At 71.7% G+C, this 13,394-nt stretch carries 10 protein-coding genes and 1 pseudogene; 5 read left to right on the top strand and 6 right to left on the bottom strand.

Translation table 11 applies throughout. The features are described from left to right. Positions 1 to 615 (bottom strand): nucleotide exchange factor GrpE, encoded by a 615-nt coding sequence (gene grpE, locus RC2_RS01345; protein WP_068151777.1) that lies wholly within the window; start codon positions 613 to 615, stop codon positions 1 to 3. Between the two features lie 11 nt (positions 616 to 626). Further along, complete coding sequence (gene dnaK / locus RC2_RS01340; protein WP_068151744.1) at positions 627 to 2,471, bottom strand: molecular chaperone DnaK; 1,845 nt, start codon at positions 2,469 to 2,471, stop codon at positions 627 to 629. Positions 2,472 to 2,771: 300 nt separating this feature from the next. Between dnaK and RC2_RS01335 the strand changes: the two genes are divergently transcribed. From RC2_RS01335 to RC2_RS01320, 4 genes are all read left to right on the top strand, one after another. Further along, a complete protein-coding gene (locus RC2_RS01335; RefSeq protein ID WP_068151739.1) occupies positions 2,772 to 3,611 on the top strand; it encodes an ABC transporter ATP-binding protein in 840 nt (279 codons plus the stop codon). Beyond that, a complete protein-coding gene (locus tag RC2_RS01330; RefSeq protein WP_068151737.1) occupies positions 3,608 to 4,741 on the top strand; it encodes an ABC transporter permease in 1,134 nt (377 codons plus the stop codon). The genes RC2_RS01335 and RC2_RS01330 overlap by 4 nt, the downstream gene beginning before the upstream one ends. 18 nt (positions 4,742 to 4,759) lie before the next feature. Then, on the top strand, positions 4,760 to 5,359 hold the full coding sequence (locus RC2_RS01325) for an endonuclease (RefSeq protein ID WP_068151736.1): 600 nt from the start codon (positions 4,760 to 4,762) through the stop codon (positions 5,357 to 5,359). Between the two features lie 91 nt (positions 5,360 to 5,450). Next, complete coding sequence (locus tag RC2_RS01320) at positions 5,451 to 6,272, top strand: hypothetical protein (RefSeq protein ID WP_068151735.1); 822 nt, start codon at positions 5,451 to 5,453, stop codon at positions 6,270 to 6,272. Between the two features lie 28 nt (positions 6,273 to 6,300). Here the strand turns inward: RC2_RS01320 and RC2_RS01315 are convergent, their stop codons facing one another. Beyond that, positions 6,301 to 7,605, bottom strand: coding sequence for a lipase family protein (locus RC2_RS01315; RefSeq protein ID WP_072680953.1), 1,305 nt, complete (start codon positions 7,603 to 7,605; stop codon positions 6,301 to 6,303). A 180-nt stretch (positions 7,606 to 7,785) separates the two neighbouring features. Between RC2_RS01315 and RC2_RS01310 the strand changes: the two genes are divergently transcribed. Beyond that, positions 7,786 to 8,340, top strand: coding sequence for a hypothetical protein (locus RC2_RS01310; protein ID WP_139277237.1), 555 nt, complete (start codon positions 7,786 to 7,788; stop codon positions 8,338 to 8,340). Positions 8,341 to 8,352: 12 nt separating this feature from the next. Here the strand turns inward: RC2_RS01310 and RC2_RS01305 are convergent, their stop codons facing one another. The 3 genes and pseudogenes from RC2_RS01305 to RC2_RS18805 all read right to left on the bottom strand — a co-directional run. Then, the gene (locus RC2_RS01305) at positions 8,353 to 9,819 is read right to left on the bottom strand and encodes a dynamin family protein (protein WP_072680948.1); all 1,467 of its coding nucleotides are present in this window, start codon (positions 9,817 to 9,819) and stop codon (positions 8,353 to 8,355) included. Continuing rightward, the gene (locus tag RC2_RS01300) at positions 9,816 to 11,693 is read right to left on the bottom strand and encodes a dynamin family protein (RefSeq protein WP_068151628.1); all 1,878 of its coding nucleotides are present in this window, start codon (positions 11,691 to 11,693) and stop codon (positions 9,816 to 9,818) included. The genes RC2_RS01305 and RC2_RS01300 overlap by 4 nt, the downstream gene beginning before the upstream one ends. Positions 11,694 to 11,905: 212 nt before the next feature. Next, a pseudogene (locus RC2_RS18805) lies at positions 11,906 to 13,394 on the bottom strand (IniB N-terminal domain-containing protein); the annotation flags it as partial.

Genomic DNA, 13,394 nt, shown 5'->3' with positions numbered 1-13,394 from the left:
CTAGGCCGAATCCGGGCCGTCGGTGGCCGATTCGGTGCCGGTCGGGCCGTCCACGACGGCCACCATGGCCGTCCGCAGCACTCGCTCCCCGGCCGTGTATCCCTTGCGGAACACGCTGCCGATCACCGGGTTGCTGCCGTCGCCCTCGTGCTGAACGGCCTCGTGGACCGCGGGATCGAACGCGTCGCCCTCGGCGCCGAAGGACGAGACGCCCTGAGCCGTGAACACGCCTTCGAGCTTGTCCGCCACCGACTTCAGCGGTCCCGACTCGAGGTCACCGTGCTGACGTGCGCGATCGAGATCGTCGAGCACCGGCAACAGTTCCGACAACACGGACGCCTTGGCGTTCTCGATGTCGGTCTGCTTGTCCCGGGCGACCCGGCGCCGGTAGTTGGCGAACTCGGCCGACAGCCGCTGCAGATCCGCAGTGCGCTCGGCGAGCTCGTCCTTCTCCGGTTCCCGATCCTGCTCGGCGGCAGGGGCATCGGCAGCCTCGTCGGCGGCGGCACCGTCGTCCGCCGCGGAGGGCTCCCCCGCCGAGGGACCCGCGAAGGTCTCCTCGGCGGCGGGATCGACGGCGGGGTCGTTCACCTGGTCGGTGTCGTCCGCACCCATCTTCTCTCCACTCACTTCTTGTCGGCGTCGTTCGGCTCGTCGACGACCTCGGCGTCGACGACGTCCTCACGACCGTCGGTCGGAGCACCTTCCGCACCTGCCGCACCGTCCGCCGCGGCGGACTCGTAGAGCGCCTGACCCAGAGCCTGCGACTCGGTGCTCAGCTTCTCCACGGCGGCCTTGATGGCCGCGAGGTCGGTGCCGGACAGAGCCGTGCGCGCCTCGGTGATGGCCGCCTCGACCTTCTCCTTGGTCTCCGCCGGAACCTTGTCCTCGTTGTCCTTGACGAACTTCTCCGTCTGGTAGACGAGCGACTCGGCCTGGTTGCGGGTCTCGGCCTCCTCGCGACGGGTCCGGTCCTCCTCGGCGTGCGCCTCGGCGTCCTTCACCATGCGATCGATCTCCTCCTTGGAGAGGCCGGAGCCCTCCTGGATCTTGATCGTGTTCTCCTTGCCGGTGCCCTTGTCCTTGGCGGTCACGTGGACGATGCCGTTGGCGTCGATGTCGAAGGTGACCTCGATCTGCGGCACGCCACGCGGGGCCGGGGGCAGCTCCGTCAACTCGAACGAGCCGAGAAGCTTGTTGTGCGAAGCGATCTCGCGCTCACCCTGGAACACCTGGATCTGCACCGACGGCTGGTTGTCGTCCGCCGTGGTGAAGGTCTCCGAGCGCTTGGTCGGAATGGTGGTGTTGCGCTCGATGAGCTTGGTCATCACGCCGCCCTTGGTCTCGATGCCGAGGGACAGCGGGGTGACGTCGAGCAGCAGGACGTCCTTGACCTCACCCTTGAGCACACCGGCCTGCAGGGCGGCGCCGACGGCGACGACCTCGTCCGGGTTCACGCCCTTGTTCGGCTCGCGGCCGCCCGAGAGCTCCTTGACCAGCTCGGACACGGCCGGCATGCGGGTGGAGCCACCGACGAGCACGACGTGGTCGATGTCCTTGACCGCGATGCCCGAGTCCTTGACCACGGCCTGGAACGGCGCGCGGGTGCGGTCGAGCAGGTCGGAGGTGATGCGCTGGAACTCCGAGCGGGACAGCTGCTCGTCGAGGAACAGCGGGTTCTTGTCCGCGTCGACGGTGATGTACGGCAGGTTGATCGAGGTGCTCTGGCTGGACGACAGCTCGATCTTCGCTTTCTCCGCGGCCTCGCGAAGACGCTGCAGCGCCATCTTGTCCTTGGTCAGGTCGATGCCGTTCTGGCTCTTGAACTTCTCCACGAGCCAGTCGACGATGCGCTGATCCCAGTCGTCACCACCGAGGTGGTTGTCACCGGAGGTCGCGCGGACCTCGACCACACCGTCGCCGATCTCGAGGAGGGACACGTCGAACGTGCCGCCGCCGAGGTCGAACACCAGGATGGTCTGTTCCTTCTCGCCCTTGTCCAGGCCGTACGCCAGTGCGGCGGCGGTGGGCTCGTTGACGATGCGCAGGACGTTGAGGCCGGCGATCTGACCGGCTTCCTTGGTGGCCTGACGCTGGGCGTCCTCGAAGTACGCGGGGACGGTGATGACGGCGTCGGTGATGTCCTCGCCCAGGTAGGCCTCCGCGTCGCGCTTCAGCTTCATCAGCGTGCGCGCCGAGATCTCCTGCGAGGTGTACTTCTTGTCGTCGATGGCGACGGTCCAGTCGGTGCCGATGTGGCGCTTGACCGACCTGATGGTGCGGTCGACGTTGGTGACGGCCTGGTTCTTCGCGGACTGGCCGACCAGCACCTCGCCGTTCTTGGCGAAGGCGACGATGGACGGGGTGGTACGTGCACCCTCGGAGTTGGCCACCACGACCGGTTCGCCGCCCTCCAGGACGGACACGACCGAGTTGGTGGTCCCGAGGTCGATTCCGACCGCACGAGCCATGTGAGAAACCTCCTGATAGATGCTCGGGTGATTCGACAAGCTGCCTGCCTGAGCGAACTGCGCTCAAGTTTGCCTGTCGGATTCCGTACCCGTCAAGTTCTCCTTGAGTGGACCACGCTCAATGGCAGTCGTACGGCTCAACGGGCGCCGGGTGGACTTTGTTCCCGTACCCCGTCACGGGGTTCCGGACCTGCGTGGTGGCACACAACCCGGCCGTATCGACGGGATCCCGGCGATCCGGCCGACCTGTGTGCAGCCGGGCACGCCCGTCCGCCACCTAGAGCGGTTAGGGTCCGCCCCATGTCCCTGACCGCCCGCGCCCTGACGCGGTCCTTCGGTCGGCACCCGGCCGTCACGCACGCCGACGTCACCCTCCGACCCGGCCGCATCACCGGCCTCGTCGGACCCAACGGCGCCGGCAAGACCACCCTGCTGCTCCTGCTCGCCGGCCTGCTGGCGCCCGATTCCGGCACCCTCACCCTCGACGACGAGCCCGCCGACTCCACCCGGTTGCGGTCGAGCGTCGGGTGGATGCCGGACGTGTTCGGCACCTGGGACAGCCTCACCGCCCTGGAGATCCTGGAGACGTTCGGCCGACTGCACGGCCTGTCGCGGTCGGCCGCCCGGGACCGCGCCGCCGACCTGCTGCGCACCGTCCACCTCGAGGACTTCGCCTTCCGCTCCGCCCACGAACTCTCGCGCGGGCAGAAACAGCGCCTCGGTTTCGCGCGCGCACTCGTCCACCGGCCGCGGGTACTCCTGCTCGACGAGCCCGCCTCCGGCATGGATCCCCGCTCACGGGTCGACCTGCGGGACACCCTCCGCTCCCTCGCCGACGACGGCTGCGCGGTGCTGGTCTCCTCGCACGTGCTGTCCGAGCTGTCCGCCTCCGTCGACGACGTCGTCTTCGTGACCGCCGGGCGCACGCACGAGCGGGAGCGGCGCGTCGGGCATCGGTGGCGGATGCGCGAGGTCGGCAGTCCCGAATCGGGCGCCGACGTCCTCGACTTCCCCGACGAGGAGGCCGCAGCCGCGCACCTCGCGGACCAGGTGAGCGCCGGACGTCGTATCGCCGAATTCGCCAGGGTGGACACGGAACTCGAGGACGCCTACCTCGCGCTCGAGGCGGACCGCACGTGAGCGCGCGACGGGAGCGGGCCGCGCGGTGGTGGTCCGGCGTCCTCGTGCTGGTGCAGCTCGATCTGCGGCAGCGATTGCGCACCACGCGGTGGAAGGTCAGTGCTGCAGCGGCTTTCGCCGTCGTGTCGCTGGTGGTCCTCGGCTCGCTGTACGTGATGGTGGGCGCCGGCTCGGCCGACTACGCGGACTGGGCTCAGAACCTCTACGTCATCGTCGGGGCGATCGTGGTGTTCGTCGGACTGGTGCTCGCCCCGACCCTGACGGCCACGTCGATCAACGGGGACCGCAAGGACGCGGTCCTCGCGGTCGTCCAGGCAACGCCGGTGAGCGCGTGGCAGATCGCCGTCGGCAAGCTGCTCGGTGGCTGGGCGTCCTGCCTGGCCCTCGTCGCGGTGGCGTCACCGTATCTGGTGTGGGGCATCGTGTCCGCCCCCTACGGCGTCGGCCCCGGACTGCTCGGTGTCGTGGTGCTGTGTCTGGTGTTCCTGTGCTGGTGCGGTGTGGGGCTGGGCTTCTCGGCGCTGACCGCGCGTCCCGCGGGCTCGGCAGTCCTGACGCAGGCCGCGGTGTTCACGGTCCTGCTGGGCCTGCCCGCCGTCTTCGGCCTGCTGCTGCAGCCCGTCTCGCAGGACCACCGCGTCGTCCGCGCGGAGTACGTCTACGACCCCGCCGCGCCGGCCGACGCGCTCCCGACGTGCCGAGACGTCGAGGTCACCCAGTCCTTCGCCCACACCGAACGCATCTGGTGGCTGCTCGCACCCCACCCGTTCCTCCTGATCCCCGACGTGGTGGCCGCGCACGACAATCCGAACGCCTGGTCGTACCGCGACACGCGCCCGCCCACCCTCGCGTCCTCGGCAGCCGACGCGCTGTCGGACGCGCGGACCGGCCCGTGGATCACCGATTCCACGTGCGCGGACGAGTCCACTGGCGCGCGGTACTCCACCGACTCGAGCCGCCTCGCCTCCCCATACGCCGAGCAGCGCGCCCACGAGACCGCCTCGGTCGGCGACAGCTGGTACGTCGGGCTCGCGATGAACGCCGCGTTCGGCGCACTGGGGCTCACGGCGGCCGCGCGTCGACTCCGGGTCCCCGCCGGCCGGCTCCCGCGGGGCGTTCGCATCGCCTGAACCGGGTAGCCGAAGTACATGACCACCCTGGACACCCTCCTGGACGAGCACGGCCGCACCTACGCCGACGAGGCCGGCATCTCGCTGAAGGACACACCCTCGCCGCTGTTCGAGCTCCTGGTGCTGACCCAGCTGCTCAGCGCGCGCATCTCCGCGGACATCGCCGTCGCCGCGGCCCGGGAGCTGTTCTCCGCCGGGTACCGCACGCCGGAGAAGATGGCCGCGTCGTCGTGGCAGGACCGGGTCGACGCGCTCGGCCGCGGCCGCTACACGCGGTACGACGAGTCGACGGCCACCCGCCTCGGCGAGACCGCCGAGAAGGTGCGCAGCGACTACCACGGCGACCTGCGCCGGTTGGCGGAGCGCGCGGACGGGGACGTCGAGGCGGCGTCCCGGCTGCTGCAGGAGTTCGACGGCATCGGACCGACGGGCGCGACCATCTTCCTGCGCGAGGTGCAGGACGTCTGGCCGTGGGTCGGCCCGTACTTCGACGACAAGGCATTGGCCGCGGCGACGGACCTGGGACTGCCCACGGACCCGGCGGAACTCGGCGACCGGGCGCGAGGCGGCGAGCGCGCGGTCCTGGCCGCCATGCTGGTGCGCCACTCGCTGTCGTGAATCGTGTACTTCCGGCCCCGCATTCCGGGGCCGGGACTTCACGATTCCGAGTCCGTTCCGTGCGGCGGCGAATCCGCGCGACACTGAACCCATGACCCTCGACGACGTCGCCGACGAGCTTTACGGGCTGGACCCCGCGGACTTCGTCCGGGTCCGCACCGAGCGGCAGAAGCAGGCCAGGGCCGACGGGGACAAGGCCCTGGCCAAGGAGATCGGCGCGCTGCGCAAGCCGACGACGGTCGGCTGGGTGCTCAACGTCCTGGTGCGCGACGCGGAGGACGAGGTCGGCGATCTGTTCGACCTCGGCGAGGCGCTCCGAGAAGCGCAGCAACACCTGTCGGGCGCGACCCTGCGCACCCTCACCAAGCAACGCCAGCGGGCCGTCCGTGCCCTGGCCGCCCGGGCCGGCGAGATCGCCGCCGACCGTGGCCACGAGGTGGGTGACGACGTCACACGCGAGGTGGCGTCGTCGCTCGGCGCAGCGCTCGCGGACCCGGCCGTGGCGGACGAGGTGCGCGCCGGTCGCCTGCTGGGGGCGGTGGAGTACAGCGGATTCGGCCCGCTCGGGTTGGTCGCCGTCCCCGACGCACCGGAAATACCCGACGACGACGCGGCGGACGAGGCCGCCGAGGACAAGGCCGCCGCGGAGAAGGAACGGGAGGATTCCCGTCGTCACGCGGAGGCGGAGCTGGACGACGCCCGCGCAGCGTTGAGTGACGCCGAGTCCACGCTGGCCGAGGCGACCGACCGCCGCGACGACGCCCGCGCCGAGGTCGAGCGGCTCCGCGCCGCCCTCGCGCAGGCCGAGGACGGCGCCGCCGCGCGGGACCACGACGTCGACGAGGCGACGGCAGCACGGGACGCCGCCGACGCCCGGGTCCGGAACGCGACGACGCGCCTCGATCGGATGTGATCGAGGCGCGTCGTCGGAGCGGGTGGCGTCAGGCGCAGGTGCCCGCCGTGGGCTGGCCGCGGAACCGGGCGTCGAGCCAGTTCAGTCCGCCGGTGAGGCCGATGAAGTCCGGCAGCACATGGCTCAGGGCGAGACCCGGCAGGATGAACGGCAGACGCTGGGTGTTCAGCGTGACGTTCGCGCCGCGGCCGCACCATTCACGGGAGAGCTGCTCGGCCTGGCCGTAGGGCACGATGTCGTCGCCGGTGCTGGTGTCGACGTAGACCGGCGAGGTCGGCGTGCGGTTGCCGACGCGGTTCTCCGCCAACACCTCCTGCGCCTCGGGAATGTTCTTCAGGTAGTCCGAGAGGGACTGGCCGGTGGCGATCCACTCGTTGGTGCGGTGGAAGCCGATGGTCAGCGCCGACTCGACGATGCACTGGTTCTCCGCCGCCGCCAGCACGGCCTTGCCGTTGTCGTTGGTGGACGCGTCGATGATCGGGATCAGCTCCGGATTGGTGCGCTTGAGGCCGTTGACCGTGTACGCGATGACGCCGGTGAGGAACGTGCCGTCCACCTGCGACAGCGTGGCGGCGAGATCGGCCACCGGGGCGCCGGCGTAGGTACCCGCCAGCTTCAGGTCCGGCGCGTACTCGGGTGCGAGTTCGACGGCGGCCGCGACGGCGCCGCCGCCCTGGGAGTAGCCCCACAGGCCCACGGGCGAGTCCGGGCCCACCTTCACGCCCTGCAGTTTCAGTGCCGCGCGCGCCGCGTCGAGCACCGCGTGCGCCTCGGCGGCACGGTTGACGTAGGTGTGCGTCCCCGGCGTACCCAGGCCGTCGTAGTCGGTGATCATGACGCCGTAGCCCTTGGACAGCAGCGCGTAGGTGGAGATCAACTCGTACTCGACCATCAGCCCGAGGATGGGCTGGTAGGTCAGCACGTTGTTCAGCTGGTGCGACGGGGCGCACTGATCACCCTGGCCGTGCGTGCCCGGCGCGATGACCACCAGCGGGCGCGGGCCCGGCCCGGTCCAGGGCGCGGACGGGTCGATGTAGGTGCCGGTGACCGCGTTGGGCTGGTCGTTCGCGTCCTGGCTGCGGTACATCACGCGCGTGGCCGTGCCCGGAATCGGGCCGTTGGGCAGCGGGAGCGACAGCGCGAGGTTCGAGGGGCCCGTGCGGATCAGGTCACCGTCGTTGCCCGCGGGCAGCGGGTTCGGCGGGGTGTAGAAGCCGGCAGCGGGGCCGGGCGGCTCGGCGACGGCCGTCGGCACTCCCAGCCCGACCATGCCCAGGCTCAGGGCGAGCCCCACCCCCGCAAGTTTCACAGCGCGCACGCGTCCACATCCCATCCACCCCGGGGGCGACGACGCGCCCCGACCGAACCGTTGCATCCGAGAAACTACGTGACGCCAGGCACATCCCCGGCATCCGTCCGGCGAAGATCACGATTTCCGTGTCGGGTCATGGCGCGTGCTCGTCGACGGTTGGGTGCGGGCACAAGAAATGGCGAACCGGATAGCCTTCTTCACATGACTGCGGACGGCTCGGATCGGCATTCACCGCCTCCGCGACCCCGCATCCGCGTCGACCCCCTCCGCGACCCCGTCCCCGACACACCCCCGCGCGCCGTCGGGCCCGCCGTGACGGCCGTCGCCGTCGGTGTCCTGGTACTGCTCGCCGCCGCGGCTGCCGTCGCCCTCGACCTGACCGACGTGCGGGAGCGCCTGCAGGCGGTCGTGCTGGCGGATGCGCCCGACACCAGCGTCGCCGACGCGGCCGACACCGTCGCCGTCACACTGACCGTCGCCGGCGCGGTCGCGGCCGTCGTGGTCCTGCTGGGAGCACTCGGCGCCGTGCAGCTGCGCGGGCGTCGGTCCTCTGCGCGCAGCGTTCTCGTGACGACGGCGGTACTCGCCGCGGCGGGCAGCGCGGCGTTCGTCGTCGCCACCGACGACGCCGTGGCGTGGCCCTGGGTCCACCTGCCGGCCGTCGGTGCGGCGTTGCTCGTGATCGGTGCGGCGCTCGCGTTCACGCCCGCGATCGGCCGCTGGCTCCGGGCGGGCGAGCGGCGACGGACCTCGTAGGTCCGGCCGTCGCTACCGGGACAGGCCGGCCAGGATCCCCTCGGCGCTGCGCACCGCGACCTCGCACGCGGACGCCGTGAACCGATCCAGCAGCGGGTGCGTCGAACGCGCACGCCACGTGCGGACGGCGGCCAGCGCGGCGGCGCGCAGCTCGGACTCGGAGGCATCCGAATCGCACCCGAGCCGTGTCGCCGCATCCATCCCCTGCGCTCCGATCACCAGTGCCAACGCGGCGCGCTGATCGTCGGGGAGTCGAACCTCGCGCGCTCGCATCCGGCCGATGAGGCGCAACTCGCGGAACCCGTGCGCATCGGCGAGGGTGCGCCGCACCTCGTCGGCGATCTGCTGGGCCCCGGGAGCCGGGTGGTCGTGGAGGATACGGTCGAGGGTCACGAGCGCGGAGTGCGCCTTCAACTGATCGGCGCGGTCGCCGAACTGGGCGTCGAGCACCTGGCGCAGCTCGTCCAGGCCGCTGCGCTCGACGAGTTCGCGCGCCAGGGCCGGCGAGTCGCGCGTGCCCATCCGAATCAGCGTGACGGCCAACCGGATTCCGAACAGACCGAACCGGTCCGCGAGACCGGCCCGGGTCTCGGCGTCGACGGGCAGCGGCATGTCCGGCCGGACGAATCGGTCGGCGGAGAGCATCGCGAGCGAGAGATCCTCCGACGGTGCGTCCGCCAGCGCCACCAGCGCGGCGAATTCGCTCTGCCGCAACGTCCGCGCGCCCAGCGCCAGGAGACCCGCGACCGGAACGACGGCCTGACACAGACCGGTGCGTTCCAACTCCCCGGCGAACCGTGCCGCGACGTCCTTCGCCGACAGCAGCGCGTCCATACGACCCGCGCCGATCTCGTCGGCGCGCGAGACGACGCCGATGACGCCGAGCGGCCCCGACTCCCCGCCCACCGCGTCGTTGATCCGACCGAGAAACGTGGTGTCCGCGGCGCTGAGGGTCCGAAGCAGGTAGACGACGGCGTCCGCTCCCGACGCCGCGTCGTCCGGCGTGAGCATCGCGAGGGTGCGCTCGGAGACGTCGCGGGAGAGCGACGACGTGCCCGGGGTGTCGACGATGGTGTTGCGCGCCAACGCCCGAGCGGGCCACTCGACGTCGAGGCGGTCGACGCGGTCGGCCGTGAGCTCGCCGAAGTCGAAGCTGAGGCGGCCGTTCCGACGAACCACGGGGATCTCGGCGGACCGGTCGCCGTCGTACCGGGCGGTGACCGACGGGGCGAGTCCGCGGCGGTACCAGGTGACGACGCGGGTGCACTCGGTGGCGTCGGTGGGCGCGATGTCCTGCCCGACGAGGGCGTTGAGCAGTGTCGACTTGCCGGCCTTGAGAGATCCGGCGAGGGCGATCCGCAGCGGTTCGTCGAGCCGTGCCCCGCAGTCCTGGACGGCTCGACGCGCCTCGGGAACACCGGCATACTCCGCGCGGGCCGCCGCGACGAGGGAGCGGGCCCGGTCGATCGTCGCGCTCACGCGGGCAGTCCTCGCTTCCCGTCCGCCGGTGCGGCATTAGCCGGGTCGAGGGTGCGGGCGATGCGGCGCAGCGTCGCGACGTCGCCGAGCGCACGTTCGAGTTCGGCTGTGCGGGAGGCACGTTCGCTGCTCTGGATCGTCGCGGCCTCCTGAGCGGCCTTGAGCGAGTCGTCGACCGAGCGCAACGTCTGCTCCGCGACCTCGGTGAAGTGGTCGCGCAGCACGCGCTGCACGGCGCGCAGCCGGTCGCGAGATTCCTTGCCCACCTGGAACGCGACGTCGTCGGTGAACTTGCGGATGGCCTGCTTGGCGTCGGCACGGCGCTTGAGGACGCGTTGCTCCTTGTCGTCCTTGTACGCCTTGCTGCCCAGCAACACACCGGCGCCGAGCGAGACGGGATTGAGCAGGGCGAACCCCATCATCGTGGACACCAGGCCGAACATGAGCACACCGCCGTAGGACCCGCGCATGCCCACCAACATCTTCGACGTGATGCCCATACGACCGGACTCGAGATCCGACAGCGACGTCACCGGTTCCATGATTCCGTCGAGGTCGGCGAGCGCGGCGATGTCGCCGGCGGGCAACTGACCCTCGCCGGATTCGGCGAAGTGCCGAGCGACGTTCTCGGCGAGGAAGATCGAGCGCTCGTGCGCCCACACGAAATTGTCGCCGACCGCGTCGGCGATCTGCTCCTCGAGCCACTCGCCGATGCGCGGCCAGTCCTTCCCCGGATCGCCCTCGTCGACGGCCGCCTCCGCCTCGCGAGTGATGTGACGCAGGCGATCCCGCAGATCGTGGTCGATGTCGGAGGCCAGGTCGGCGATACCGTCGGCGAGCGTCTGCTGCCAGCGACTGCTGCGCCGCCGCATCTCGTCGGCGGACTCACGGGCGCGCTGCAACCCGCCGACGGCCGCGGCGGCGGACTCGGGATCGCGCAGCGCGGCGAGTTCGCTGCCCAGGGCGAGGGCGACGTGCTCGGCGACGGACGTGACGTCCAGCGCCACCGCCTTGCGGGTGGTGACGGCCGCACTACGGACGACTCCCCGCAGGAATTCGTACAGCGCCGGGAAGCCGGACTCCTCGTCCAGGGACGAATCCTGGAGCCGCAGGGCGTGCGAGCGCAGCAGCGACGAGACGGGCAGCAGCGGCACCTCCACACCCTCCCGCGCCAGATGGTCGCGATCGACGTCGACGATCCGACGCCAATGCGGATAGAGATCGGTCTTGGTGATCAAGCAGGCCACGGCCGGACACAGATCGACGGCGCGGCGGAGGAAGGCGACCTCGGGCTCGGTGAACTCCTGCGACGAATCCGACAGCACCAGAACGGCATCGGCGGAGGAGATGAGTCCCAGGGTGGCGCTGGCGTGCGGGTTGCCGTGGCCTCCGACACCCGGGGTGTCCACGATGACCAGTCCGTCGGCCAGGAGCGGCGAGGCCACGGTGATCTCGAGGCGCAGGACGTCGCGACCCTCCGCCCGCGGATCCGACGGGGTGACGGCATGAATGTCCTCGAACGGGATCGAGATCCGCGCCGGATCACCACCGGGCTGCGCGACGACGAGCTCGGCCCGACGCTCGTCCCCGTGCGCGACCATCGTCGGCACGGCCGTGGTCTCGTCGTCACCCACGGAGCAGACGTCGAGGCCGAGAAGGGAATTGACGAACTGGCTCTTGCCCTGCTTGAGCGGCCCCACCACGACGATGCGCAGGCGAGGATCGGAGACCCGCTCGCGCGCGGCCGCCACTCGGTCGACCAGGTCCCGTCGGCCGGCCTTGGCCGCGACCTCGCCGGTCCGGGTGAGCAGATCCGCGAGGGTCGTCGGAGCGCCGGCGCGGGCCGGGGTCGCTGCGCCGGGCGCGGTCTGCACCGCTGCGCCGGGCGCATCCTGCACCGCGGCGCCGGGCGCATTCTGCACCGTGCGGTCGCGCGAGTTCTCCATGGAGGACACCGATCCGTTCGAGCCGTGGGTGGGCGACGACGTGGCAGGAGACTGTGAGGTCTCACCACTTCTTTCCTACCGTAAGCGACGACCCCGCACGCGGGGAGCGCGTGCGGGGTCGTCGGTCGAGCGGGTCGGGCCTACTGGGTGTCGTCGGCCTGGTCGGCCGTGGTGTCGATCGCCGCCTCCTGGCCGGCGTCGACGCCACCGCCGAGAGCGCCGCCGAGGCCGCCACCCAGCGCGCCGGTGAGGCCACCGGTGAGGCCACCGGTCACGTCACCCGCAGTGTCGGCGACGGCACCGACGCCGCCGAACGCGTCGTCGGCGTCGACGTTCTGCCAGGTGTCCGCGACGCCACCGGTCAGGTCCGCGGTGGAGTCGACCGCGCCGCCGAGCGACCCTGCGGTGTCGACCGCGCCGCCGAGAGCGCCACCGGCGTCCACAGCACCACCGAGAGCGCCACCGAGTGCACCGCCGGCACCGAGCACACCGCCGACCGCACCGCCGACCGTGCCGGCGACGTCCGCCGCACCGCCGAGGTCACCTGCGGTGTCGACGACGCCGCCCAGGGCGCCCGTCGTGTCGACCGTGCCGGCGAGATCACCGACGAGGCCGGTGTCCAGGCCGAGGTCCGTCCCCAGGCCCAGGCCGGCGCCGAGGGCGCCGTCGGAGGCGAGTGCTCCACCGATGCCTGCCGTGGCTCCGGTGGCCGCGTCCAGTCCGGCACCGGCCAGCGTGTCGGCGGCTCCGACGACGCCGGCACCGAGTCCGCCGGCGATCTCGCCACCGGCGACGATGCCGCCGCCCAGCACCGTGCCGAGGCTGCTGTCGACGGTCGCTGTGACGTCGAGCAGTCCATCGGTGTCGATCGCGCCACCGGCGGCGAGAGCGCCGTTCAGGGCCGCGTCGAGAGCGCCGGTCAGCTGACCGCCCGCACCGAGCGCCGCACCGAGGGTGCCGGCGACGTCGACGGCACCCGACGCGCCGAGGACCGCGCCGAGCGCACCGCCCAGTTCGGTGCCGACGGATCCGCCGACGCCGAAGGCCGCACCGAGAGCGGTGGACAGGTCACCGGTCACTCCACCCGCGGCGTCGACGACGCCGGCGACGTCGAGAGCCCCGGTGAGTGCGGTGGCGAGGTCGCCCACGAGGGCGGCATCGGCGTCGAGTGCACCGCCGAGCGCGCCGGCCACGGCTCCGCTCAGGTCACCAGCGAGCAGGGCCTCGGCGTCGAGGTCACCGAGGACCGTGCCGCCGAGAACGGCTCCGAGGGTGCCGCCGAGTCCGGCTGCGGCGGCTCCACCGGCGCCGAGAGCGCCGGCGAGTCCACCGGTGATGTCGAGGCCGGTCTCGGGCAGTTCGACTCCGCCGATCAGTCCGAGGCCGGTGCCGACGGCCCCGGTCAGTGCGCCCGTGAGGTCGGCACCGAGGTCCAGTCCGGGGGCCGCGCCGAGCACGGCGCCCAGGGCTGCGTCGAGGTCCAGTCCACCGGCCAGGAGAGCCGAGAGCTGGGCCTGCAGGTCTGCGGTGAGAGCGCCGCCGAGCGCACCACCCAGGGTGCCGCCGATGGTCGCCGCGACGTCGCCGCCCGCCGCCAGCACGCCGCTCAGCGCCGCGCCGACGGTGGCA

This window comes from Rhodococcoides corynebacterioides NBRC 14404, assembly GCF_001894765.1.
Taxonomy (GTDB): Bacteria; Actinomycetota; Actinomycetes; order Mycobacteriales; family Mycobacteriaceae; genus Rhodococcoides; species Rhodococcoides corynebacterioides.
Note: the sequence above shows the minus strand (reverse complement) of the source record. Positions and strands in the feature narration are given on the sequence as shown.